This window comes from Kitasatospora hibisci (assembly GCF_043950205.1).
In the GTDB taxonomy this organism is placed as follows: domain Bacteria; phylum Actinomycetota; class Actinomycetes; order Streptomycetales; family Streptomycetaceae; genus Kitasatospora; species Kitasatospora hibisci.
In genome coordinates this window covers 7,480,322-7,503,791 of sequence record NZ_CP171642.1, presented here as the reverse complement: position 1 = coordinate 7,503,791, position 23,470 = coordinate 7,480,322, and the positions used below count along the sequence as shown (strand labels likewise).

The following is a 23,470-nucleotide window of genomic DNA, read 5'->3' as shown; positions in this document are numbered from 1 at the left end:
GTCCGGCACGCACCGGGCCGAACCTGACCGGCCGCCCGGTCAACGGCGGACCCGCGTCACCTCGCGGCGTCACCTCGCGGCGAACTCCAGTGCAACGACGGAGGGGCGGCGGGTGGAGAACGGCGGGACGGTGAGCGCGAGCGGCAGCAGGGCTCCCACCGGGCCACGCCCGCCGAGCGGCCGGACATCGCGCACCGCGGCCACCGCCGGGCTCGCGGTGCGGAGCTTGCCGCGCTCGTCCGCGTCCATCGCCCACGGCATCGGAGGGGCCTGGTAGGCGTGGCTGCGCATTCTGCCGGTCAGGGTGAGCCGGCTGAACCAGCGCGGCACGGCGTCCAGTACCAGCGAGCCACCCGGGAACCGCTCGGCACAGCCCGCGATCAGGGCCCGTACCCGCATCGGCGGGAGGTACATGAGCAGGCCCTGTGCAGTGACCAGGACGCCATGGTGGCGGTCCACCTCCTCGGCCCAGCCCAGTGCGGTGGCGTCAGCGGCGAGGTAGCGCTGGCGCGGGCCGGGTGGCAGCAGCTGTTCGCGCAGCGCCACCAGCTCGGGCAGGTCCACGGTCAGCCAGCGGGCCCGGCCGTTGTCGACGCGCCAGTACTGGGTCTCCAGGCCGTCGCCGAGGCAGACGACGGTGCCGCGCGGCTCGCGGGCCAGGAAGTCCGCCACCTCCCGGTCGAAGCACCCCACCCGCAGCGCCTGGAGCTGGGCCTGGAGGCCGCTGGTGCCGAAACGGTCGGCGAACGCGTGGTCGATCCGCTCGACCAGCTCGACGGCCTTCGGGTCGCGCAGCACCGCGTCGGGGCGGCGGGCCGCGACGGCCCGGTACCACAGCGTCCACAGCGCCGTCTCCGGCACCGCCCCCAGCTCCGGCCGCTCCCCGCTGCTCATCACGCGCTCCCTCGGACGTCTCGGACCTGTTCCCGGCGTGGACCCGCCGATTCTGACACCTGCGGGGACGGGAACCGGGCGCGGCCGCGGCGGCGCGCCGGTGGCGGTTGCGGTCGCGGTGCCCGCCGCGGCGCGCGCCCCGCCGCCGACCGCGGGCGGCTCAGCCGACGCTGAACGCGCCGTCCGGCGGCGGGGGCGAGTCGGTCGCCTCGGCGTCGGTCACCGCCGCCGTGCGGCCGGTGAACGCGGCCAGGTCGGCGCCGTCCGTCAGGCGGGCCGGGAAGATGTCGGCGGCCACCCGGCGGGAGAGGTCCGCCACCGGCAGCGGGGCGGCCGAGCCGACCAGCAGGATGTTGCCGTAGCGGCGGCCGCGCAGCACCGGGGCCTCCGCGACCAGGCAGACCTCGGGGAAGACGGCGCGCACCGTCGACGCCTGGGCGCGGGCGAAGGCGAGCGGCGGGCCGTCGGCGAGGTTGGCGGCGTAGCAGCCGCCGGGGCGCAGCGCGGCTGCCGCCAGGCGCAGGAACTCCACCGAGGTGAGGTGCGCGGGGGTGCGCGAGCCGTGGAAGACGTCCGCGACCACGAGGTCCAGCGTGCCGGCCGGGACGTCGGCCAGGGCGGCCCGCGCATCGCCGACCACCGCGGTGACGTCCACGCCCGGCCCCTGCCAGGGCAGCTGCTCCTCGACCAGGGCGAGCAGCGGGCCGTCCACCTCGACCACCCGCTGCCGGGAGCCGGGGCGGGTGGCGGCGAGGTAGCGGGGCAGGGTCAGGGCGCCGCCGCCGAGGTGGAGGGCGTCGAGCGGCTGCCCGGCCGGCGCGATCGCGTCGACCAGGTGACCGAGCCGCCGGGTGTATTCGAACTCCAGGTGGGTGGGGTCGTCGAGGTCGACGTAGGACTGCGGGGTGTCGTCCAGGGTGAGCAGCCAGCCGCCGTCGCGGTCGATGTCGGGCATCAGCCGGGCCTGCCCGAGGTCGGTCCTGCGCGCGACCGGCAGCCGCTCCGCACCGCTCACGCGGAGGTCCGGTCGGCCGTCGGAGCGTCGCCGGCGGGACCGTCGGCCCGAGCGTCGCCGACCTGCACGCCGTCGGCCGGAGCCTCCGGGGCGGGCAGGTAGGTGGCGAGCCAGCGGTCCAGCTCGGTGAAGGTCTGGGTGCGGGCGGCCTCGCCGGAGAGGACGAGGTCGTGCATGCCGCCCTTGATCCGGATGACGGTGACGTGCCGGCCCAGGCGCGGCCCCAGGGCGGCGATGTCGTCGGCGCGCAGCACCCCGTCGGCGTGGTGCAGCGCGGCGTGCCACTTGGTGGTGGCGATCGAGGCGGTGGACGCCATCAGCAGGACCGGTACGTCGATGCCGAGCCCGGCCCGGACTTCGCGCTGACCCCGGTTGATCGCCGCCAGCCAGCCCGCGAACAGCGGGAAGCCCTCGGCGGGCTTGAGGCGCAGGTCGAAGTCCCACTCGCCGCGGTGGTCGCGGTGCAGGCTGTGGGTGTAGTGGGGGTTGAGCGAGGAGGGCAGCACACGGGTCGGGGAGATCCGCGCGATCGCGGAGACCGCGGGCCCGCCGACGGTGCGCACCGCGGGGGCGGTCGGCAGCGCGAGGAACGGGCTGTTGAGGAACAGTGCGTCGACCAGCCCGCGGCCGGCCCGGCGGCCGGCCCACAGGGCGCCGACCAGACCGCCGGTGGAGTGGCCGTTGAGCAGCAGCTGGCGGTGGCCGTCCTCCTCACGGATGATGCGGACGGCGGCGTCCAGCTCCTCGTCGTACTCGGAGAGGTCGCGGACGAAGTTCGGCGAGTGGTGCGGGCGCAGCGACCGGCCGTACTTACGCAGGTCGAGGGCGTAGAAGGAGTAGCCGAGCTCGACGTAGTGGTCGGCGAGGTGGGTCTGGAAGAAGTAGTCGTTGTAGCCGTGCACGTAGAGCACGGCGCGGTCCGAGCCCTTCACCAGTCGCCGCACCAGGGTGGCGCTGACCGTGCCCTCCGCGTCGGCCGCGAGCGGGAGCTCGGCGGCCTCGTAGGGAGCGCCCAGGACGTCTTCTCGGAATTCCATGCCTGCCCGCACCCGGCTCTCTGCTCACACTGCCCCGACGCGCCGGCGCCGGACCGGCCGGTCCGGGAGCGGCGCTCCTGCTGGACCGACGATACCGGCCGGTAGCCCGCTCCGCGGTACCGGCCGCCCGGTCGGCCGCGGGGTCGCCCCGCCCGCTCCCCCACCCGCCGTGCGCCTGCTGTGCGCCGCCGCCGGAACGGTCGGCGCACGTCGCGGGGTTCGTCCGGTCGGCGCGGCGACCGGACACGCCGGTCACCGTCGACACCCTCCGGGGTCGCGGACCTGCGGACGGGTTCTCGATCCCGCCGGCGGCCGGAGCCGGGCGGCCAGCCGCACCGCTTCGGCTGGAACACCTGTTCCGGCGCGGCGGCGCACGCCTGCCACGGGACCCCGGTCGACGCCACCTGCTGCTGCCCGGGCTGCACTCCTCCGAGCTGAAGCCCCGCCGCCCCGCCGCCCCGGCTCAGCGGCCGAGCACCGGGTCGTGGTGGACCCGGGCGGACGGCAGGCCGGCGGCCACCAGGCAGCTGCGGACCTCGTCCACCATCCCGGCCGGGCCGCTGACGCAGGCCAGGTGGTCGCTCCAGTCGCCCCTGATCCCGATCGCCTCGGCCAGCCGGCGTCCGCCGACCGCGCCGGCCGCCGGGCTGCCCGCGGGACCGCCCGCCGGGCCGTCGTCGGCGACCGGGATCAGCTCCAACCAGGGCTTGCGCCCACCGAGTTCGGACAGCGCCGGCCAGTCGTAGAGGTCGGCCCGGTCCCGGGCACCGACGAAGAGGTGGACCCGCCGCCCGCGCGGGCGGTGCTCGGCCAGCTCCTCCACGATCGCCTTCATCGGCGCCAGTCCGGTGCCACCGGCGACCAGGAGCAGGTCCCTGGTGTCGTCCGCGGGCATCAGGGAGCCTCGCGGCGGGCCGAGCCGCAGCCGGTCCCCGACCGCGGTGCGCTCGACGAGCGCCTCGCTCACCCCGCCCGGCCCGGTGCGGCGGACGTGGAACTCCACCTCGTTGTCCGCGCGGGGCGCGCAGCCCATCGAGTACTGCCGCCAGGTGTGCGGCAGCAGCGGGTGCTCGACGGTCCCGTACTGGCCGGCCCGGTAGGGATAGGGCTCGCCGGTGCGCACCCGCAGCACGGCGACGTCCGGGCGGCGACGCTCGTGGCCGACCACCACGGCGTGCCAGTACGGCGGTTCGGTGAGCGCCGACTCGGCGCCGGCGACCATCGCCTCGACGGCGAAGCGCAGCATCCGCACCCACGCCGCCTCCAGCTCCTCGTTCCACTGCGAGCCGGCCCGGTGCCGGATCGCCGCGCAGAGCGCCTCCTCGAAAGCCTCGTAGTGGACCGGCCGGACGCCGAGCTTGCGGTGGTCGCGGCCGAGTCGGCCGAGGGTGTCGGCGAGTTCGGCGGGCCGGTCGAGGTGCTCGACGAGATAGGTGAACATCCGTTCCAGGTGGGCCTGTTGGAACTCCATGGAGGCAGGGAAGAGCGAGCGCAGGTAGGGGCGGCGCAGGAACATGAACCGGTAGAGGTGGTCGATCAGATCCGCGAACGGGGTGACCAGGCCGAGGGCGCGCAGGATCAGCCGCTGGTCGGCCGCACCGTCGTAGAGCTCACCGGTGCGGGCCGGCGCGCCACCGCGTCCGCCCGCCGGCCCCGGGTCGGCGGGCGCCGGGAACGCGGGTGCCGGCGCGAGGATCTGCCGGCGAAGGCGCATGGCGTGGTGGCGCGCGATCAACCGGTCGTACTCGGTGGATGCGGCGCTGCTGCTGATCTCCATGACCAACAGCCTAATCATCCGTCAGATGCATTGTGGACATGCCCAGTTCACCTTGCGGGCCGGCCCGGTCGGCGCACCGGGCCGGTTTCGGGCAGGGCGGGGCCCGGACGGTGCGCAGTTCCAGTGAACGTCCCGGCGGAGGGCTCCGGACAGGGCCGGTGGTCCCGACCGGCCCGGGACCACCGGACTAACGGGGCCGATCCGCCGAGGACTCCCGGCCCTCGGCGGGGGCGGTCGGCGTGTCGGATCCCACACCCTCGGCCGGCCCGGTCGCGGCCCAACTGGCCAGCAGTCGCAGCGACTCGGCCGAGGGCGAGCCGGGCTCGGCGTGGTAGGTGACCAGCACCTGGTCCGGATCGCCGGCCGGCCGCAGCGTCTCGTAGCGCAGGGTCAGCCGGCCGACCACGGGGTGGTGCAGGTCCTTGGTGCCGTGGCCCTTGTCCCGGATGTCGTGCGCGGCCCAGAGCCGACGGAAGTCAGCGCTCTTCAGGGAGAGTTCACCGATCAACGAGGCCAGCCGGGGATCGTCGAGGTCCCGGCCGGCCTCCAGCCGCAGGATTCCCACCACATCCGTGGCCTTGCCCTCCCAGTCGTCGTACAGCTCGCGCGCCGCCGGGTCGAGGAAGACGTGCCAGGCCATGTTCCGCTGCTCCGTCGGCATCGCGGAGAAGTCACCGAGGAGCGCGTTGCCGAGCCGGTTCCAGGCGACGATGTCCAGCCGCCGTCCGAGCGCGTACGCGGGGACGCCCTCCATCGCGTCGAGCAACTGCTGCAGGGCGGGCCGCACCTGCTGGGGGCGGGCCGCCACGGCGCGTCCGCTCCGGCGGCGGGGCGGCTTGGTGAGCCGCTGCAGGTGCTCGCGCTCGGCGGGGGTGAGCCGCAGGGCACGCGCGATCGAGTCCAGCACGGCCGTGGAGACGTTCTCGCCGTGGCCCTGTTCGAGCCTGATGTAGTACGCCGTGCTCACGCCGGCCAGCTGCGCCAGCTCCTCGCGGCGCAGTCCGGGCACCCGCCGGCGGGTGCCGTAGTCCGGCAGACCGACGTCCTCCGGCCGCAGCCTGGCCCGGCGGGAGCGGAGGAATTCGCTGAGTTCGGTGCGCGGGTCCATGCGGCCCAGTATGAGGGTGAGCCTGCCAGTCGTACGCTGGCCGGTCGTACGCTGCCCGCGCGTAGGTTCCGCGGTCGTACGCGGGGCCGTCGTACGACAACCGCTGACCTGGTTGCCCCTGTCGCGTCGGCGCAGGCTGAAGAACATGACGAACACGATCGACACCGCGAACACCACCACCGCCGCGCGCAGTGCCGACCCTGCGGCCGGGGCCGGGCCGCGCACGGTCGCCGCGTACGCCGCCCCGGCCCCGAAGGCCCCGCTGGAGCGGACCACCGTCCCGCGCCGGGCGCTGGGCGAGCACGACATCCTGATCGACATCCGCTTCGCAGGCATCTGCCACTCCGACATCCACCAGGTCGCCGAGGACTGGGGCGACGGCATCTTCCCGATGGTCCCGGGCCACGAGATCGCCGGCGTGGTCGCCGAGGTCGGTCCCGGGGTGACCCGCTGGACCGTCGGCGACCGCGTCGGGGTCGGGTGCTTCGTCGACTCCTGCCGCGAGTGCGCCAACTGCCTGGCCGGCCTGCAGCAGTACTGCACCGGCACCCCGGGCGCGGTCTACACCTACAACGGCGTCGGCCACGACGGCGAGCCGACCTACGGCGGCTACTCCACCCAACTGGTCGTGGACGAGGGGTACGCGCTGCGCATCCCCGACGCGCTGCCGCTGGACGTCGCCGCGCCGCTGCTCTGCGCCGGCATCACCCTCTACTCGCCGCTCAACCACTGGGGCGCCGCGCCGGGCAAGAAGGTCGCCGTCGTCGGCCTCGGCGGGCTCGGGCACATGGGCGTGAAGATCGCGCACGCCATGGGCGCCGAGGTCACCGTGCTCAGCCAGTCCCTGCGCAAGCGCGAGGACGGCCTGAGGCTCGGCGCGGACCACTACCGCGCGACCTCCGACCCGGCCACCTTCACCGAGCTGGCCGGCACCTTCGACCTGATCGTCAACACCGTCTCCGCCGATCTCGACCTCAGCGCCTACCTCGGCCTGCTGAGGACCGACGGCACCCTGGTCCAGGTGGGCGCACCGGAGAGGCCGGTCAGCATCAACGCCCACACCCTGCTGATCGGCCGCAGGTCCGTCTCCGGCTCGATGATCGGCGGCCTGCCGGAGACCCAGGAGATGCTGGACTTCTGCGCGGCCCACGGAATCGGCGCCGAGATCGAACTGATCAGCGCCGACCAGATCAACGACGCCTACGCCCGCGTCCTCACCAGCGACGTCCGCTACCGCTTCGTCATCGACACCGCCACCATCTGACCTGCACCGCATCAGGCGCCCTCGCCCCCAGCCACAGGCCGCGCCGGAGCCCCACCAAGGCCCCGACGCGGCTCTCCGGCGTGCGGTAGCGCTTCGCATTCGTCCGTGCACGCCAGCGAACGGATCCGGCTCCCGGACAGGGCTGTGAAAACCTCCCCGTCAGTGGGACGGTGGAGGGAGGAGATGTCCACCCATCGCCGGCCGGATTCCCGACCCGACAAGGCTGCGGTGCGTGATCCGGTCATCATCCACCATCACCTACCACTCCTCATCGACAGTTCCACGCCGAACCGGCAGATCGAGGGAGTCTGAATTCTCGGATCGAGGCGGTACGCCATGTCGGCACCAATTCAAAGAATCCATGATCGCCAACTCAAGCGACTCCCGCCGCAGCGCACAACACCTCCCGATGAGGCCACTCCGTTAACCCTGCTTGGATTCACCGATACACAACTGGAAGAGCGGGCCGAGGATCTCTTGTTTCATCTGCTCGATAACCCGCAGATATGGCGCGAGCGCGCGGTGGAGCAGATCGCAATCACTAGTGAAATCCTGTCTGACCGGGAACGCACAATCGACGTTCGATCGTTTGCCGAAGTGCGCTCATCTTCCAACGAAGAGGGATATATAAAGCCCGAGGCAATCGAGATTGGGAACCTTGTCAAGAGCCTTACGGTTTCCGATCCAAAGAATATCGTAACACCTCCGGACGGACGCTTTGCAGAGCTCCTCCTGCCTATCGCATCGCTCCCGAGGACGCCACTCCTCGCCTTTGAGATCAAGGTTGATGGGCGCACCTCCCAAAGACTCCCGCGGGACATCAATGGAGATCTCCAGGCCCGCTACTTCGCACACCTATCCAAACGCGCGGAGTGCGACATCAACATCAGCGAGTTGCTGCTTCGCCTACTGTCTTGCATCTTCAGCTTCTCTTCAAGCACGTGGACGGACTTCGAACGAAGGCATCGGCGCCTCAGGTCTCGGCTCATAAGGTTCTTCAAGGGAACCATCGAGGACTACGACCCCGTCTACGAATACATCCAGCTCAGGCAGGATGACCACAAGAAGATCGATGTCGCCACATATGCGCGGTGGCGAAAGGTGTCTGAAACGATTCGCGACCTCGTGGTGCGCCAGCACGTCACCGAGAACGCTCGAAGCGCCCCAGAGAATCCCCTTCTCGCCATCCCCAAACTGTGCCGAAGGATTCCAGACCTCCAGGATGACCAGATAACCGCAGCCCTTCTGGACCTTCGAGACCTTTTACTCTACGCTCAAGGAAGATTTCAAGCCGACCCCCGTGATCTTCAGAGCCCGGCCTACAAGCTCGTCTCCACCTACGCCTCGTACGGCCGCCGCTGGGAGGCCGTCGCCAAGTGCAGGATTCCGGTCGACAGGTCGTTCGAGATATCAGTTAAGGATCGGCGGATGATGGACTTCTGCTCCCCTGAGGGTCACTCCGCCTTCTCCGAGTGGATTCAGAAGAAGCGCTCAGTAGCTCACTACCACGTCTCATTCGCAGACGCTGCATCAAATCATCTGCACATCACCATTCCCGACCAGCACGTCCAGCTCAGACCGAAGAAGTGCCAAGCTCGGAACGACCTCTGGAAGCCTTTGTGTCCGAAAGTCTCCGGATCACCTGACGACGAGCAGAAGGAGGGCGAATCCTACTCGCGATACGACACGAAAAAGCGTGTCGACCAGATCTGGATCGAGCTCCACCTGCGTCAGATCTGGGCTCGATCCCTGGCCACGCTGGGCGTAACCGGCGCAACGCTCTCTGCTCTCATCCTGCTTATCCACTCAGGGCGCGAGCGTTCTCGGGTGACGAGACGTCACAGTTGTGACGAAGTGGGAGGGTTGTCCGCTTCGCCGGTGTGGTGAAACGGGACGCGGCTCCGGATGATCAAGGTGTCGAAGCCGTTGATCACAACCGAAGCCGCGTCTGCATGCCATCCTCCCTGATCTCCACCGTCACCCGCCACCAGGACCACATGCCGGGCGATCTGACCGGCGACGCCGAGCGCCTGATCACCCTGGCCGAGGTCCTGGACCGCCTGCCGGACCCGCGCCGCACGCGGGGGCGCCGCTACCGACTGGGCGCCCTGCTCGTGCTGTGCGCCACCGCGGTAATGGCCGGGGCGTCCACCTGGGCCGCCATCGTCCGCTTCGCCGCCGGCCTCGACCCGGTGCTGCGCGAGCGCATCGGCCTGGTCCGCGGCATCCCGCGCACCAGCACACTGGCCCGCCTCCTCGCCCGCCTCGACGGCGACGCGCTCGACGCGGCACTGGGCGCCTGGCTGCAACTGCAGCACACCGACCCACTCACCGGCCCAGTCCCGGCAGACGCACCGGTCAAACGGGACGCGGTCTCGGTCGACGGCAAGACCTTGCGCGGCTCGCGAACCCGCGAGCGCCGGGCCGTCCACCTGCTCGCCGCGTCGATCCACGGCACCCGCGCCGTCATCGCCCAGCGGCAGGTCGACTCCAAGAGCAACGAGATCACCGCGTTCCGCCCGCTCCTCGGACCCCTCGACCTGGCGGACAAGGTCGTCACCTTCGATGCCCTGCTCACCCAGCACGACCACGCCCGCTTCCTGGTCGAGGAGAAGAACGCGCACTACATCGCCCTGATCAAGGGCAACCACCCCACCCTGCACGCCCAGTTGAAGAAGCTCCCCTGGAGTGAGGTCCCGCTCATGGACAAGACCCGCGCCATCGCTCACGGCCGCGACGAGATCCGCCGCCTGAAGGCCGCCACCGTCCCCGACCTTCCCTTCCCCCACGCCGACCAGGTCCTGCAGATCGTGCGCCGCCGTCGCGTCCTGAGCACCGGCAAACTCACCGTCGAACGCATCTACGCGCTCACCGACCTGACGATGCACGAGGCCACGGCCGCCCACCTCGCCGAACACGTACGCGAACACTGGGGCGTCGAGGCCCTGCACCACCTGCGCGACGTCACCCTCCGCGAGGACGCCTCCAAGATCCGCACCGGCAGCGCACCCCGCATCATGGCCGGTCTGCGCAACACCGCCCTCGCGCTCGCCGAGCTCGCCGGCTGGCACAACCACGCCGCGGCAGTCGATCACTACAGGTCACGCCCCGACCACGCACTCGACCTGATCAAGCCCACAACCTGAGAAAGCTCATGCCCTGCTTATCCACTTCGCCTGGGGCTTCCTCTGGTGGCACTACGACCCTGAGCAAAGGCTCAACGGAGCAGACGTCGTGGCCATCCTCCTGCCGGTCACGGTAGCGGCATCCCTCGCGCTGGCCCGCGAATCATCGACTCTTGGCATGCGGGTCAAGCGAAACAAGCAATACCTCCTCATGGCGACCCTGGCCGGATTGTGGATCACCACGGTCATTGCCTACTTCCAGAACCGCATCGCCATCGACACAATGCACCAGGCACACACGCAGGTCTCGGCACAGTTCCACCTACTCTTCTCACCCAGACTCCTATGAGTCGCTGATGGCGTGCCACTCGGAGTGCACGCACACGGCCTTCCCTGTCCAGCGGTTCCCACGACGCCCCGCCTCCGGTGCTCTCCTATCGCCGGGGGCGGGGCGTCGTGGTGGGGCCGGACCGGGGTCAGGCTTGGGCCGGTCCGGGGGTCTTGCGGCGGATGCGGCGCCGGCGCGCGGGCTGGTCGGGGAGCCATCCGAAGGTGAGGCAGGCGCCCAGCACTCCGATGATCATGCCGATCAGGAAGCCGCCCAGGTTGGAGGTGATCCAGCTGGCCAGCGAGCTGAGCACGGCGAGGATCGAGTAGAAGAGCCGCTGGGCGGGGTTGACCAGGATCAGCACGCCGCAGATCACCATCACGACCGGCACCAGGTAGCCGGCCAGCCCCTGCATCCCGATGTGCAGGACGACGGGCAGCGGGGCCCGCAGGGTGAAGAGGATCTCCGCGCCGCCGAGCAGCACCAGCAGGCCGCCCCAGAACGGGCGCCGGCCCCGCCAGCCGCGCCAACCGGGGCGGGCCCGGGCCACCGGCGCGGCCTCGGGCTGCCCGGTCGGCGCGGCCTCGGCGGCGGAGACCTCGGCGGCCGCGCTGTCCGCGGTGGCGCCCTTCCCGGCCGGACCGGCCGCGTCGGGTACGGGGTCGGCCACCGTCAGCAGCCCTCCGAGCTGAAGCTCAGCCGCAGGTTGGGCAGCTTGAACGCCCCCGCGGTGGTGGCGTAGTTGTGCTGGCGCAGGTTGCGGATGTTGACGGTGTCGGCCTGCTGCCCGAACACGCCCGGCAGGCCCTTCACGCCGGCCTTGGTGAACGTGCTGGCGTCGCCGCCGATATCCAGGTTGGTGAACGACGCGTCGCCGGAGAGCAGGTCCGAGTCGGTGGTGAGGTCGGTGGCCGTGACGGGGGTACCCGCATCGCCGGCCTTGATCAGCAGGTTGATGCCGCCGAGGTCGACGCTCTGGCACAGCTTGGTGAGCGAGGCCTGCTTGATCGCGGAGACGGCGACCAGGACCTGCCCGCCGGTGTCGCCCTGGTTCGGGCTGTCCTCGATCATGTGGTCCAGGCTGCCGAACTGCTCGAAGCCGACGCCCTCCAGGTTGTCGGCGGTGACGGTGAACGGCATGCCGGAGATGGCGAACTGGGCTGCGAGCACGCCCTGTGCCGTGAGGGTCATCAGGACCGCCCCGACCGCGACGGCGGGGACGGCCATCAGCGCGGTGCGCCGCAGCCGGACCCGGCCTCTTCTCGCGACGGGTGCGTCGGTGCTCTCGGGTGTGGGGGCGGCGTCCTCGGACGTGGCCATGTGTGCTCCCTCGGGTGGTGGGAAGTGCAGGCACTGGCACGTTGCCCTGGCGCGGACAGCGTTCTGCGGCCCGACCGGTGGCCCGCCTCTCGGCAGCGGGGCGGGCCGGTCGGACCGCAGTGGGTCACTGGGAAGCTACTGCCCGGTATCCGGCGGGTCAATACGGGTGCACGAAGGATCATCGTCCGCATCCGGACCGGAGGCCGTGACCTGCGGCGGAGCAGGCGAGGCCGCTGAAGCCAGCGGCGCCGCGGGCACCGCCGCGAGCCGCCGGTGGGCTTCCGCCGGCCCGAGGAAGGGTGCCAGGCAGAACAGGCTCAACGTCGTGAGCAGATCCGGCAGTTGATCCGTCCGCCCGGCGTCGATCGCGCGGTGCAGGGTCCGGTAGACGCCGCCCACGACCGCGTCCACCAACGCCTCCGCCCGTACCCCGCCCGGCGGTTCGGGCACCTCCGCGAAGAACGCCCGGAAGCGGGTGAGGAGTTGGGCGATCTCCCGACGCCCGGACGGGCCGACGGCCTCGATCTCGATCACCGCCATGGTCGCGAACGCCGGGACTCCCGCGAGCAGGTTGAGCAGCGCGCGCAGTGACTCGCGGATCCCGGTGCACCAGTCCGGCGCCGCGGCGAACGCGGCCGCCATCCGCCGGATCACCACCCCCGTGCCGTGCCGGTGGGCGGCCAGGAAGGCGTCCTCCTTCCCGCTGAACAGCTCGTAGAAGACCGGCCTGGTCACGCCGGCCGCGCGGCAGATGTCGCTCACCGTGGCGCGCTGGTAGCCCTGTTGGGCCACGGTGTGGACCAGCCCGTCGAGCAGCCGCTCGCGCTGGGTGGCGGCGACCACGTCGGGCGGCAGCCGGCTCGGGCCGCGCTTGATCGAGCGGGCCGGGTCGCGGCCGGTGCGCGCACCCGGCAGCAGCAGCGCCTCGGCGGCTGGAACGGCATCCGAGCTCATCGCCAACTCCCGTGCTCTGTCTTGACATTGACGCAAGGGCGGGTTTACAACACTCGCAGGTTTCCAATCGGGCGGCGTCGAGCCGCCGGAGGCCTTCACGCGTTCCGACTGTTCAGTATGGCGAACGCATGCCCGGCGGTGGCAGCCGTCGACGTGCACCCACGCAATCCCTGCACCGACTCGCCGTACGGGCGGGCCCGTGGCGCCGGGTCCGCCGCAGCAGCGGACGCGCCTTCCCCCCCACATGCGCCGTCGCGCGCCGCACCACGGCACGGCAACACCCCGCAGCACCGTCCCGCGCACCACACCGCCGCGCACCCCCGTGCGGCCCGCGGGCTCCCCCACCGGCTCCGTACGGAGAGAGGCACCCTCATGCGCATCCGCCGCACCCTCGGCGTCGCGGCCCTGGCCGCCGCCGCCCTGACCACCGTCGCGATCACCCCGGCCCAGGCCGCCGGCTCGGCCGTGCTGACCCACACCGCCGTCGGCGGGCCCGACGTCGCCGTCGGGGACGTCCTGACCGCCGACCTGGTCGCCGGCTCCTACGCCACCTTCTACTCCAGCGCGACCGGGACGAGCGGCATCAAGTGCGCCACGTCCTCCTTCTCCGCCACCGTCACCGGCAACCCGGCCGCACCGGGCGTGGCCACCGAACAGCTGGACACCCAGACCTTCGGTTCCTGCACCGCCAACGTCATCGGCGTCACCGCGGTGCAGAGCATCACGGTCAACAACCTCCCGTACACCAACTCGGTCAGCGACGCCGCCGGCAACCCGGTCACGCTCGCCCCGACCGCCGCCGGGCCGCTGCAGACCACGGTGGTGCTGAAGACCCTCCTCGGCACCATCACCTGCGTGTACCGCGCACCCGGCAGCATCTCCGGCACCACCTCCAACACCGGTCAGACCATCGGCTTCGCCTCCCAGGCCTTCAACAAGGTCGCCGGCCCGAGCCTCTGCTTCGCGGCGGGCTACTTCACCGCGACGTACGGGCCGGTCCTCGACAGCTCGGTCGCGGGCAGCCCGCACGTGTTCGTCAACTGAGACCGCCGGGCCCGAACGGTCGGCGGCCGTCCTGCCGCGGAAGCGCAGCCGGGCGGCCGCACGGCTGCGGCGGGCAGCAGGCGGCGTGCGGCCGCCCCGGTGCCCGCACACCGCCCGGCGCGCCCCGGCCCGCGCCCGAGCCGGAGCAACCCGGGAACAACCCCGGACGGCCCGGGACAGCGAAGTGACCGGCGGGTAGGGTGCGGGTCACAGGCCACCCGGCGCGGGGCCCGGGGTGCGTGGGCCCGGGTGCCCGGCCACGGGCTCAGGGCACACCGACGGGAGTGGAGCGCATGCGCGGCGAGGGCACGGGGTTCTTCGAGTCGGCGGCGGACGCCGCCGCCAAGCTGGCCGAGACCGGCTACCTGGCTTCCACCGCGGTGGCCACCACCGTCTTCCTCGCCGACCGGCTGGGCAAGCCGCTGCTGGTCGAGGGCCCGGCCGGGGTCGGCAAGACGGAGCTGGCGAAGGCCCTGGCCGAGATCGGCCGGGCCCGGCTGGTGCGTCTCCAGTGCTACGAGGGCATCGACGAGGCCCGCGCGCTCTACGAGTGGAACCACGCCAAGCAGTTGCTGCGCATCACCGCCGGGCGGGACGAGGGCTGGGACCGTGCCCGTACCGACATCTTCGGCGAGGAGTTCCTGCTCCCCCGGCCGCTGCTGACCGCCATCCGCGGCGACGAGCCGACCGTGCTGCTGATCGACGAGATGGACAAGGCCGACGTCGAGGTGGAGGCGCTGCTGCTGGAGGTGCTCAGCGACTTCCAGGTCAGCGTCCCGGAGTTGGGCACCATCACGGCGACCCGGCGACCCTTCGTCCTGCTCACCTCCAACGCCACCCGCGAGCTCTCCGAGGCGCTCCGCCGCCGCTGCCTCTTCCTCCACCTCGACTACCCGGACGCCGAGTTGGAGCGCCGGATCGTCCGGCTGAAGGTCCCCGGCCTGGACGCGGTGCTGGCCGAGTCGCTGGTCCGGGTGGTCGGGGCGCTGCGGGCGATGGGACTGCGCAAGGCACCGTCGGTGGCGGAGACCATCGACTGGGCACGCACCCTGCTGGCGCTCGGCGCGGACACCCTGGACGGGGCGGTGGTCCGCGACACCCTCGGCGTGATCCTCAAGCACCAGGACGACGTGGTGAAGGCCGCCCAGAAGCTCACCCCCGCATGACCGCCCCCGCCGAGAGCACGACCACCAGCGACGGCGCCGACGTCGCCGTCCGGCTGACCGGGCTGGTACGCGCGCTGCGCGGCCACGGCCTGCGGATCGGTCCGGCCGAGACGGTGGACGCGGCCGCCGTGGTCGACGTCCTCGGCCTGGCCGACCGGGAGCAGCTGCGGGCCGGCCTGGCCGCCGCGCTGCTGCGTTCCGAGGGCCAGCGCGGCGCCTACGACGCCACGTTCGACCTCTTCTTCCCGCTCGGCGTCGGCGCGCCGGCGGCCGCCCGGGCCGGGGCCGCGGCCGACTCCGAGCGGCCGTCCCCCGACGCCCCGGGCGACCCCGTCGGCGACGCCGCACCCGAGGAGCTGCGCGAGCGGCTGCGCGAGCGCCTCGCCGCCGCGCTGGCCGCCGACGACCGGGCCGCGCAGGCTCGGCTCGCGGGCGAGGCGGTCGCCGCGTTCGGCCGCTACAACGGCGGCGCCACCCCGGGCACGGACGGCTGGTCCGCCTACCAGACGCTCGGCCGGCTCGCGCCCGAAACCCTGCTGGCCCGCGTCCTGGCGGCACTGCGCGCGGGCCCGGCCGCGGACGTCCCGAGCGCGGCGGCCGACGCGACCGACGTGGCCGACCGCGTGCTCGCCGACGAGATCCGCCGCCGGATCCAGGGCTTCCGGGCCATGGTCGGCACCGAGGCCCGGCGCCGCGTGGCCGAGCTGCGCGGCCCGGAGCGGATCGCCGAGCGAGCGGTCGCGCCCACCGTCGACCGGATCGACTTCCTGACCGCCGGCCGCGACCAGCTCGCAGAACTCCGGCGCACCGTGCACCCGTTGGCCCGGAAGCTGGCCACCCGGCTGGCCGCGCAGCGCCGCCGGGCGGCCCGGGGGCAGATCGACCTGCGCCGGACGCTGCGGCGCTCGCTCTCCACCGGTGGAGTGCCGCTGCGCCCGGCCTACCGGGTCCGCCGGCCCGCCCGGCCGGAGATCGTCCTGCTCTGCGACGTCTCCGGATCGGTGGCCGGGTTCGCCGACTTCACCATGCTGCTGGTCCAGGCGATGCGGGAGCAGTTCAGCAAGGTCCGGGTGTTCGCCTTCGTCAACCGCACCGCCGAGGTGACCGGCCTGCTGACCGTGGGCGGCACCGACCCGACCTCGCTGGCCCGGCGGATCCTCACCGAGACCGAGGTGATGGGATACCACGGCAACAGCGACTACGGCTCGGCGCTGGCCGAGTTCGCCGAACACCACCTGGACGCGGTCGGGCCGCGCACCAGCGTGCTGATCCTCGGGGACGCGCGGAACAACCGGCGCGACCCGCAGCCGGCCGCGCTGCGCCGGATCGCCGCCCGGGCGCGGCGGGTGTACTGGCTCAACCCGGAGCAACCCGCGCTCTGGGGCACCGGGGACTCCGCGGCGCCCGTCTACGCGGAGGTGGTGGAGATGCACTCCTGCCGCAACGCCCGCCGGCTCGGCGAGCTGATCGCCCGGCTGCTGCCGCTCTGACGCCCGACCAGACGGCACGCCAGAACCACGGCCGGGCGACCGTGTCGGGCAAGTCGGCGACCACGGGCCGGTTCAGCCGTCCAGGTGCTGCAGGAAGTCCAGCAGTGCGGCGTTGACCTCGGCCGGGCGCTCCTGCTGCGTCCAGTGACCCGCCCCGGCCAGCGTGACGTGCCGGTACAGCTCGGGCGTGAGGCCGTCGAGCAGAGACGCCGTGGCGTCCGGGCCGACCAGGGCCGTCACCATGTCCCGGTCCCCCGCCACGTACAGTGCGGGCACCTCGATGGCCCGCCCGGCGAAGGCGGCACCCAGCTCGTTGTTGCGGTCGATGTTCCGGTACCAGTTGAGCGGGCCGGTGAAGGCGTGCTCGCCGTGTCCGGCGTAGTCGGCGACGAAGGCCTCGACGTCGTCCTCGGTGAGCCAGTGCGGCAGCTTCTCCGGGTCGGGCACGGTGTCCAGCAGGGTCCGGCCCTCGGGGACGACCCAGGCGGCGGGACGCTCGGCCCCCGGCCGGTCGCCGGATCCGCTGAACAGGATGCGGCGGAAGGTCGAGCGAGGGTCCTGGGCGAGCTCGGCGTCGGCGACACCGGGCCGCTGGAAGTAGTTCTGGTAGAAGCCGTCGCCGAACCGCTCCCGGGTCTGCGCCAGCGGCGGCAGTCCGGTGACCGGCAGCGGCGGCACGCTGAGGCCCGCTACGCCGCGCACCAGGTCGGGCCGGAGCGCGGCGGCGGCCCAGGCGACGGGCGCGCCCCAGTCGTGGCCGACCACCACGGCCGGCTCACCGCCGCCGAGCGCGGCGATCAGACCGGCGACGTCGCCGACCAGGTGGAGGATGGTGTAGGCGTCCACGGCCGGCGGCTGCTCGCTGCGGGCGTAGCCGCGCTGGTCGGGGGCGACCACCCGGTAGCCGGCGGCGACGAGCGGGGCGAACTGGTGGCGCCAGGAGTACCAGCTCTCCGGGAAGCCGTGCAGCAGCAGGACCAGCGGGCCCTCGCCCTGGTCGGCGAGGTGCAGCCGGACGCCGTTCACTTCGATCTCGCGGTGCTGGATGTCGCCGTAGGCACTGTCGGTGTGCCTGGTCACGTTTCCCACTCCTGCTCCTCAGGTCGCGTCATGTCGTCACGGTCCGGAATCCGTCCGACCGTTCGCTATCCGTCCTGCCCAACCGGCCGGGCGGAGAACCCCGAACCGGCCCGAAAGCGCCCGCCCCGCGCGGCCCGGCCTGAAGCGCCCTCAGCCCTGGAGCCGGCGGCCGATCCGGTCCGCGCCGGCCTCCGGGGCTGCGCCTGCGGGGCCGCGGCGCCCGGACGGAGCAGCGGGCGGGGCGGGGCGGCGGCCGTGCGGGTACGTTCGCGGTGTGCAGCAGAGGTCACACCACGTCAGGAGGCCCGCGGCGGCCTCGGCCGTCGCCGCGCTGGTCCTCGTCTCCGGAGCGCCGACGGCCACCGCGCAGGACGCGGTCGGCGTGGTCGGCGGGGAGCGGCTGGGCCGCTCCGCCGTCCAGGTGGCGCCGCTGGCCGGCGCACCCGCCCTGCCGTCGGCGCTGACCGGGCGCTCCTGGCTGGTCGCTGACGCGGCCACCGGCGAGGTGCTGGCGGCGCAGAACGCCCATCTGCCGCTGCCGCCGGCCAGCACGCTGAAGATGCTGTTCGCGGACACCGTGCTGCCCAAGTTCGACCGCTCGCTGGAGCACCGGGTGGCACCGGCCGAGCTTTCCAACCTGGGCTCCGGCAGCAGCCTGGTCGGCATCAAGGAGAACCTGCCGTACCGGGTGGAGGACCTCTGGCGGGGCGTCTTCCTCAGCTCCGGCAACGACGCCGTCCACGTGCTGGCCCACATGAACGGCGGCCTACCGCAGACCGTGGCCCAGATGCAGGCCCGTGCGGCCTCCCTGCAGGCCCGGGACACCCACGTGGTCTCTCCGGACGGCTACGACATGGACGGCCAGGTCTCCTCGGCGTACGACCTGACGCTGTTCGCCCGGGCCGGGCTGCGCAACGCCGACTTCCGCGCGTACTGCTCCACGCGGACCGCCCGCTTCCCGGGCGGGGTCGACAAGACGACCGGGAGGCGGACCTCCTTCGACATCGCCAACACCGACCGGTTGCTCGGAAAGTACCCCGGGTTGATCGGGGTGAAGAACGGCTACACCACCAATGCCGGGTCCACCTTCACCGGTGCGGCCGAACGCAACGGCCGCACGCTGCTGGTGACGGTGATGCACCCGGAGGCGCAGGCCACGGTGTACGACGAGGCGGCGAGCCTGCTGGACTGGGGGTTCGCGGCGGTCGGCAAGGTCGAGCCGGTCGGGCACCTGGCGGAGGAGCTGGCCGATCCGTCCGCGGCCGGGTCGGCCGAGCCCGGCCCCGGTGTGCTGCCGCAGGCGATCCGGCAGGCCGACCGCGCGCTCGGCCCGGGCGGCTGGACGGCCGTCGCGCTGGGCGTCGCGCTGGTGCTGCTGGCCGCCGGCCGGTCGCTGATCCACCGGCGCCCCGACCCTGTGGCGGCCGCCGAGGCGCTACCCGCGCCGGTCGCGTACACCCGGACGGGCGCCACGGCGCTCGGCGGCTCGACCGCCGTGGGCGGGCGCCGCCGGCGCAGGTCCGTCCGCGCCGCCCGCGTCGTCCGCCGGACGGTCGACTCGGCCCGCCGACGGCTGCGCCGGCCGTGACCGGCGAGGGCGTCGGCGGACCCGGCGCGGGCCAGGACAGGGCCTAGACTTCCCGGCATGAACGCCGCAACGCCCGACCCCGCCCAGCAGGAACGGCTCGCACGCCTGGTCCGCCTCGCATCCGGGAGCTACCTGCTGGTGACCACCTACAAGAAGGACGGCACCGGCGTGCCGACCCCGGTCTGGGTGGTCCGCGACGGCGACGCACTCGGCATCTGGACGGTCTCGGACTCCTGGAAGGCCAAGCGGATCCGCAACCGCGCCGACGTCATGGTCGGTCCCTGCGACGTCAAGGGCCGGCCGACCGGCGATCAGTACCCGGCCACCGCCGAGATCCTCGGGCCCGAGCGGACCGCCGCCTACCGGACGCTGCTGCGGCAGAAGTACGGCCTCCTGGGCGTGCTCACCCTGCTCGGCAGCCGGCTGCGGCGCGGCGATCGCGGCACCGTCGGCATCCGGATCACGCTGACCGACTGACGCCCTCCGCCGGGCGGGCCGGGTGACCGACGGCTGCGGACCGCCGGAACCCCGGACCGCCCGGACCGCCCCGGCGCAGCCACGGCGGGCCCGCTACAGAGGCGCAGGCCCGTGCCCGGTGGCCGGACCGTACGCGGCGACCCGCCCGACCCGGGCGTCCCAGTGCTCGGCACGCTCGCAGGTGTCCAGGATCACCCGGGCGACCAGTGCGGGGTCGTCGCTCATCGGCACGTGCCCGCAGCCGGGCAGCCGCACCAGCCGGGCGTCGGGCAGTTCGTGCAGCGCGCGGACGCCCTGACGCCGCAGCAGGATGCGGTCCCGGGAACCCCAGGCGACGGTGACCGGCAGCGCGGCGAGGTCTCCGCTGAAGCGCAGGCCGCGGCCGGCCGACAGGGTGGGCTCGAACCCGGTCGCCTCCCGCAGTGCCCTGGTCTCGGCGGCCGCCGCGGCGGCATCGCGCCGGCCCGGGCGCGCGTAGATGGTGGAGACCAGCCCCGCCCGACCGACGCGGGTACGGGCCAACCGTTCGACGGCGGGCTGCGGCAGCAGCCGCGCGCCGACCCGCATCCCGCCGAGGACGGCGTAGGCGTAGCGGCGCTCGGCCTCCGTCCAGAAGCCGGCCGGGGCGAGCGCCGTCACCGACGCGGCCAGCCCGGCCCTGCCGAGCCCGAGCGCCAGCAGCCCGCCGAGCGAGTTCCCGGCGACGTGCGGGCGCTCGATCCCCAGCGCCGCGCAGAGCCGGCCGAGCAGCGGGACGACCGCCTCCAGCCCGTACGGCACGCCCGGCGGCAGGGCGGGCGAGGCGCCGAACCCCGGCAGGTCGACCGCGATCACCTCGTGCCGCTCGGTGAGCGCGGGCAGCACCGGCTCCCAGGCCTGCCAGTGGTGGCCGATGCCGTGCAGCAGAAGGAGCGGGCTGCCGGCGCCGAGCCGCTGGTAGCGGGCGGTCACCGTGCCCGGGCCGTACGGGGCGGGCAGTGGGAAGGTCACGTCGGCGGGCATGCGACTCCTCTGTGAGATCTGGAGTCAACAAGAATTACCGGCCGGTAGCCCGCGCCACAAGACTCCTGCGCCGGGCGGTCGCCCAAGCCGCCGGCGCAGACGGCCACCTCCCCCGCACCGACCACTCCGGTGCGTACATGACGACCAACTGTTCTCCTGCTGTACGTCTTGTCGTCGGCCCGCGCCCGCGGTACGGAGCGGTTGGTGCTGCTACAAACCTCAGCGCCCGAAGTTCCACCGACCGGTCAGAACGTCAGATCGTCCGCTCTTCAGAGTGCCCGCACTTCAGAGCGCAAGAGCGCAAGAGCGCAAGAGCACAGGAATGCAGGACCGTCAGATCCACAGACCTCCAGGCCCGGCGGGCCACCCGCCTGTCCGGCCGTCGGAAGGAGAGCCCATGCGGCGAACCGATCGAGTCCGGCTCCGCACGATGGCGGTGGTCTCCGCCGCCGTGGTGGGAGCGCTGCCGGCCCTTCCGGCCACCACCGCGCAGGCGGTGTCGCCGGACGTCGTGATCAGCCAGGTGTACGGCGGGGGCGGCAACTCCGGCGCCCCGTACGCCAACGACTTCGTCGAGCTGTACAACCGCGGCACCACCGCGGTGGACGTCTCCGGCTGGACCGTGCAGTACGCCTCGGCCGGCGGCTCCTCCTGGTCGCGGACCGCACTGACCGGGAGCATCGCGCCCGGGAAGTACTACCTGGTCCGGGAGGCCACCGGGTCCGGCTCGGGCACGGCGCTGCCGACCCCGGACGCCACCGGGACCCTCGCGCTCAGCGCCACCTCCGGCAAGGTCGCCCTGGTCACCGGCGGCACCGCGCTGACCTGCGCCTCGGGCTGCGCCACCCGGACCGGTGTGAAGGACTTCGTCGGCTACGGCTCCTCCGCCAGTTCGGCCGAGGGCTCACCGACCGGCAACCTCTCCAACACCACCGCCGCGCTACGGTCCGGCAGCGGCGCGACCGACACCGACAACAACGCCGCCGACTTCGCCACCGGTTCACCGACCCCTCGCAACTCCTCCTACACCGGCGGCGGTTCGGGCGGGGGCACCCGAATACACGACATCCAGGGCGCGGCCCGCACCTCCCCGCTGGCAGGGTCGTCGGTCAGCGCCGTGCCCGGTGTGGTCACCGCCGTCGGCGCGAGCGGCTTCTGGTACCAGGACCCGGTCCCGGACGCCGACCCGTCCACCAGCGAGGCCGTCTACGTGTACACGGCCGGCGCCCCCGGCGTCGCCGTCGGCGACTCGGTGAAGGTCGGTGCCACCGTGGCCGAGTACCGCCCAGGCGGCACCGGCGGGACCAACCTCACCATCACCGAACTCACCTCCCCCACCGTCACCGTGCTCGCCCACAACGCCCCGCTGCCGGCCGCGACGGTGGTCGGCGCCGGCGGGCGGGTGCCCCCGGCCGCGGTGATCTCCTCCGTCACCTCGGGCGACGTCGAGACGGCCGGCGACTTCCGGCCCGCCACCGACGGCCTCGACTTCTGGGAGTCCCTGGAGGGCATGCGGGTCGAGCTCGACAACGCGGCCGTGGTCGGCCCGCGCAGCCGCTTCGGCGAGATCCCCGTCGTCCCGCAGGGCAGCACCACCCGCACCAACCGCGGCGGCATCCTGCTGCAGGCGGCCGACGGCAACCCGGAGCGGGTGCTCCTCGACGACGTGCTCGCCCCCACCCCGACCGCCGACGTCGGCGACACGCTCAGCGGCGCGACCGTCGGCGTGCTCGACTACTCCTTCGGCAACTTCAAGCTCCTGGTCACCGCGACCCCCTCGGTCGCCTCCGGTGGCACCGTGCCCGAGAGCACCACCGCGGCCGCCGCCGGCGAGCTCGCCGCCGCGACGTTCAACGTGGAGAACCTGGCGCCGAGCGATCCGCAGAGCAAGTTCGACGGCCTCGCGGCCGGCATCGTCACCAACCTCCGCTCGCCCGACCTGGTCGCGCTGGAGGAGATCCAGGACGACAGCGGCGCCGACGACGACGGCACCGTCGCCGCCGACCTGACCCTCGCCAAGCTGACCGCCGCCATCACCGCGGCAGGCGGCCCCGCCTACTCCTACCGCCAGGTCAACCCGGTCAACGACCAGGACGGCGGCCAGCCCGGCGGCAACATCCGCCAGGTGTTCCTCTTCCGCACCGACCGCGGTCTGGCCTTCACCGACCGCCCCGGCGCAGGCTCCGCCACCGCCGACTCGGTCGTCGACAACGGCGGCACCCCGGCCCTCCTCCACTCCCCCGGCCGGATCGACCCCACCAACCCCGCCTTCAACGCCAGCCGCAAGCCGCTGGCCGGTGAGTTCCGCTGGAACGGCCGCCCGGTCTTCGTCATCGCCAACCACTTCAACTCCAAGGGCGGCGACCAGCCCCTCTTCGGCCGCTACCAGCAGCCCGCCCGCCCGTCCGAGACCCAGCGGCACGCCCAGGCGGCGGTGGTGAAGGGCTTCACCGACCAGATCCTCGCGGTCGACCCCAACGCGTCGGTCGTCGTCCTCGGCGACCTCAACGACTTCGAGTTCTCCCGGACCGCCGACCTGCTGACCGCCGGCGGCTCGTTGGTCGACCTCCCGCGCACCCTCCCGCCCGCCGAGCGCTACACCTACGTGTACGAGGGCAACTCCCAGGTGCTGGACCACATCCTGATCTCCCCGGCACTGGCTGCGAGGCCGTACGACTACGACATCGTCCACCTCAACAGCGAGTTCGCCACCCAGCTCAGCGACCACGACCCCCAGGTCGTCCGCATCCCCCTGCCGTAGCGCGCCCTCCGTGCGGTTCCGGCCCCGTGCGGTTCCGGCC

General features: G+C 72.9%; 20 protein-coding genes. 10 read left to right on the top strand and 10 right to left on the bottom strand.

Translation table 11 applies throughout. The features are described from left to right. Window positions 1-69: 69 nt before the first annotated feature. The 5 genes from ACF9IK_RS32670 to ACF9IK_RS32650 all read right to left on the bottom strand — a co-directional run bounded on the left by ACF9IK_RS32670 (window position 70) and on the right by ACF9IK_RS32650 (window position 5,831). On the bottom strand, window positions 70-894 hold the full coding sequence (locus ACF9IK_RS32670) for a class I SAM-dependent methyltransferase (protein ID WP_395297675.1): 825 nt from the start codon (window positions 892-894) through the stop codon (window positions 70-72). Between the two features lie 160 nt (window positions 895-1,054). After that, window positions 1,055-1,849, bottom strand: coding sequence for a spermidine synthase (locus tag ACF9IK_RS32665; protein ID WP_395298744.1), 795 nt, complete (start codon window positions 1,847-1,849; stop codon window positions 1,055-1,057). A 56-nt stretch (window positions 1,850-1,905) separates the two neighbouring features. Further along, entirely contained in the window at window positions 1,906-2,946 is a 1,041-nt protein-coding gene (locus ACF9IK_RS32660; RefSeq protein ID WP_395297674.1) for an alpha/beta hydrolase, read from the bottom strand. A gap of 463 nt (window positions 2,947-3,409) precedes the next feature. Further along, window positions 3,410-4,723: a globin domain-containing protein gene (locus tag ACF9IK_RS32655; protein WP_395297673.1), complete on the bottom strand. Its 1,314-nt coding sequence runs from the start codon at window positions 4,721-4,723 to the stop codon at window positions 3,410-3,412. 187 nt (window positions 4,724-4,910) lie between these two features. Beyond that, on the bottom strand, window positions 4,911-5,831 hold the full coding sequence (locus tag ACF9IK_RS32650) for a helix-turn-helix domain-containing protein (protein WP_395297672.1): 921 nt from the start codon (window positions 5,829-5,831) through the stop codon (window positions 4,911-4,913). Between the two features lie 145 nt (window positions 5,832-5,976). Between ACF9IK_RS32650 and ACF9IK_RS32645 the strand changes: the two genes are divergently transcribed. The 4 genes from ACF9IK_RS32645 to ACF9IK_RS32630 all read left to right on the top strand — a co-directional run bounded on the left by ACF9IK_RS32645 (window position 5,977) and on the right by ACF9IK_RS32630 (window position 10,569). Beyond that, a complete protein-coding gene (locus ACF9IK_RS32645) occupies window positions 5,977-7,095 on the top strand; it encodes an NAD(P)-dependent alcohol dehydrogenase (protein WP_395297671.1) in 1,119 nt (372 codons plus the stop codon). A gap of 336 nt (window positions 7,096-7,431) precedes the next feature. After that, window positions 7,432-8,982: a hypothetical protein gene (locus ACF9IK_RS32640; protein WP_395297670.1), complete on the top strand. Its 1,551-nt coding sequence runs from the start codon at window positions 7,432-7,434 to the stop codon at window positions 8,980-8,982. Window positions 8,983-9,047: 65 nt separating this feature from the next. After that, window positions 9,048-10,241, top strand: a complete 1,194-nt coding sequence (locus ACF9IK_RS32635) for an ISAs1 family transposase (RefSeq protein ID WP_395292209.1) — start codon at window positions 9,048-9,050, stop codon at window positions 10,239-10,241. Window positions 10,242-10,329: 88 nt separating this feature from the next. Further along, complete coding sequence (locus tag ACF9IK_RS32630; protein WP_395297669.1) at window positions 10,330-10,569, top strand: hypothetical protein; 240 nt, start codon at window positions 10,330-10,332, stop codon at window positions 10,567-10,569. Between the two features lie 127 nt (window positions 10,570-10,696). Here the strand turns inward: ACF9IK_RS32630 and ACF9IK_RS32625 are convergent, their stop codons facing one another. The 3 genes from ACF9IK_RS32625 to ACF9IK_RS32615 all read right to left on the bottom strand — a co-directional run bounded on the left by ACF9IK_RS32625 (window position 10,697) and on the right by ACF9IK_RS32615 (window position 12,822). Then, window positions 10,697-11,098 (bottom strand): DUF6114 domain-containing protein, encoded by a 402-nt coding sequence (locus ACF9IK_RS32625; protein ID WP_395298743.1) that lies wholly within the window; start codon window positions 11,096-11,098, stop codon window positions 10,697-10,699. Window positions 11,099-11,220: 122 nt separating this feature from the next. Next, window positions 11,221-11,868: a DUF6230 family protein gene (locus ACF9IK_RS32620; RefSeq protein WP_395297668.1), complete on the bottom strand. Its 648-nt coding sequence runs from the start codon at window positions 11,866-11,868 to the stop codon at window positions 11,221-11,223. A gap of 135 nt (window positions 11,869-12,003) precedes the next feature. Then, window positions 12,004-12,822, bottom strand: coding sequence for a TetR/AcrR family transcriptional regulator (locus ACF9IK_RS32615; protein WP_395297667.1), 819 nt, complete (start codon window positions 12,820-12,822; stop codon window positions 12,004-12,006). Between the two features lie 372 nt (window positions 12,823-13,194). On the opposite strand from ACF9IK_RS32615, the gene ACF9IK_RS32610 reads away from it, so the two are divergent. The 3 genes from ACF9IK_RS32610 to ACF9IK_RS32600 all read left to right on the top strand — a co-directional run bounded on the left by ACF9IK_RS32610 (window position 13,195) and on the right by ACF9IK_RS32600 (window position 16,522). Beyond that, window positions 13,195-13,866 carry a Tat pathway signal sequence domain protein gene (locus tag ACF9IK_RS32610; protein WP_395297666.1) on the top strand — a complete coding sequence of 224 codons (672 nt, stop codon included), beginning with the start codon at window positions 13,195-13,197 and terminating at the stop codon, window positions 13,864-13,866. Window positions 13,867-14,159: 293 nt separating this feature from the next. Further along, complete coding sequence (locus ACF9IK_RS32605; protein ID WP_395298742.1) at window positions 14,160-15,032, top strand: AAA family ATPase; 873 nt, start codon at window positions 14,160-14,162, stop codon at window positions 15,030-15,032. Further along, entirely contained in the window at window positions 15,029-16,522 is a 1,494-nt protein-coding gene (locus tag ACF9IK_RS32600; RefSeq protein WP_395297665.1) for a VWA domain-containing protein, read from the top strand. Before ACF9IK_RS32605 ends, ACF9IK_RS32600 begins: the two co-directional genes overlap by 4 nt. A gap of 72 nt (window positions 16,523-16,594) precedes the next feature. Here the strand turns inward: ACF9IK_RS32600 and ACF9IK_RS32595 are convergent, their stop codons facing one another. Continuing rightward, window positions 16,595-17,602, bottom strand: a complete 1,008-nt coding sequence (locus ACF9IK_RS32595) for an alpha/beta fold hydrolase (RefSeq protein ID WP_395297664.1) — start codon at window positions 17,600-17,602, stop codon at window positions 16,595-16,597. Window positions 17,603-17,876: 274 nt separating this feature from the next. On the opposite strand from ACF9IK_RS32595, the gene ACF9IK_RS32590 reads away from it, so the two are divergent. Continuing rightward, window positions 17,877-19,190 (top strand): D-alanyl-D-alanine carboxypeptidase family protein, encoded by a 1,314-nt coding sequence (locus ACF9IK_RS32590; protein WP_395297663.1) that lies wholly within the window; start codon window positions 17,877-17,879, stop codon window positions 19,188-19,190. A gap of 57 nt (window positions 19,191-19,247) precedes the next feature. Then, window positions 19,248-19,667, top strand: a complete 420-nt coding sequence (locus tag ACF9IK_RS32585; RefSeq protein ID WP_395297662.1) for a PPOX class F420-dependent oxidoreductase — start codon at window positions 19,248-19,250, stop codon at window positions 19,665-19,667. Between the two features lie 93 nt (window positions 19,668-19,760). Here ACF9IK_RS32585 and ACF9IK_RS32580 read toward each other — a convergent pair whose 3' ends face one another. Then, window positions 19,761-20,669 carry an alpha/beta fold hydrolase gene (locus ACF9IK_RS32580; protein ID WP_395297661.1) on the bottom strand — a complete coding sequence of 303 codons (909 nt, stop codon included), beginning with the start codon at window positions 20,667-20,669 and terminating at the stop codon, window positions 19,761-19,763. Window positions 20,670-21,066: 397 nt separating this feature from the next. On the opposite strand from ACF9IK_RS32580, the gene ACF9IK_RS32575 reads away from it, so the two are divergent. Further along, window positions 21,067-23,430, top strand: a complete 2,364-nt coding sequence (locus ACF9IK_RS32575; protein ID WP_395297660.1) for a lamin tail domain-containing protein — start codon at window positions 21,067-21,069, stop codon at window positions 23,428-23,430. The last annotated feature ends 40 nt before the right edge of the window (window positions 23,431-23,470 follow it).

Excerpts from the sequence above, each read along its gene's own strand:
- ACF9IK_RS32670 (WP_395297675.1), bottom strand. The coding sequence starts at position 894 with ATGAGCAGCGGGGAGCGGCCGGAGCTGGGGGCGGTGCCGGAGACGGCG.
- ACF9IK_RS32665 (WP_395298744.1), bottom strand. The coding sequence starts at position 1,849 with ATGCCCGACATCGACCGCGACGGCGGCTGGCTGCTCACCCTGGACGAC.
- ACF9IK_RS32660 (WP_395297674.1), bottom strand. The coding sequence starts at position 2,946 with ATGGAATTCCGAGAAGACGTCCTGGGCGCTCCCTACGAGGCCGCCGAG.
- ACF9IK_RS32655 (WP_395297673.1), bottom strand. The coding sequence starts at position 4,723 with ATGGAGATCAGCAGCAGCGCCGCATCCACCGAGTACGACCGGTTGATC.
- ACF9IK_RS32650 (WP_395297672.1), bottom strand. The coding sequence starts at position 5,831 with ATGGACCCGCGCACCGAACTCAGCGAATTCCTCCGCTCCCGCCGGGCC.
- ACF9IK_RS32645 (WP_395297671.1), top strand. The coding sequence starts at position 5,977 with ATGACGAACACGATCGACACCGCGAACACCACCACCGCCGCGCGCAGT.
- ACF9IK_RS32640 (WP_395297670.1), top strand. The coding sequence starts at position 7,432 with ATGTCGGCACCAATTCAAAGAATCCATGATCGCCAACTCAAGCGACTC.
- ACF9IK_RS32635 (WP_395292209.1), top strand. The coding sequence starts at position 9,048 with ATGCCATCCTCCCTGATCTCCACCGTCACCCGCCACCAGGACCACATG.
- ACF9IK_RS32620 (WP_395297668.1), bottom strand. The coding sequence starts at position 11,868 with ATGGCCACGTCCGAGGACGCCGCCCCCACACCCGAGAGCACCGACGCA.
- ACF9IK_RS32615 (WP_395297667.1), bottom strand. The coding sequence starts at position 12,822 with ATGAGCTCGGATGCCGTTCCAGCCGCCGAGGCGCTGCTGCTGCCGGGT.
- ACF9IK_RS32610 (WP_395297666.1), top strand. The coding sequence starts at position 13,195 with ATGCGCATCCGCCGCACCCTCGGCGTCGCGGCCCTGGCCGCCGCCGCC.
- ACF9IK_RS32605 (WP_395298742.1), top strand. The coding sequence starts at position 14,160 with ATGCGCGGCGAGGGCACGGGGTTCTTCGAGTCGGCGGCGGACGCCGCC.
- ACF9IK_RS32600 (WP_395297665.1), top strand. The coding sequence starts at position 15,029 with ATGACCGCCCCCGCCGAGAGCACGACCACCAGCGACGGCGCCGACGTC.
- ACF9IK_RS32585 (WP_395297662.1), top strand. The coding sequence starts at position 19,248 with ATGAACGCCGCAACGCCCGACCCCGCCCAGCAGGAACGGCTCGCACGC.
- ACF9IK_RS32580 (WP_395297661.1), bottom strand. The coding sequence starts at position 20,669 with ATGCCCGCCGACGTGACCTTCCCACTGCCCGCCCCGTACGGCCCGGGC.
- ACF9IK_RS32575 (WP_395297660.1), top strand. The coding sequence starts at position 21,067 with ATGCGGCGAACCGATCGAGTCCGGCTCCGCACGATGGCGGTGGTCTCC.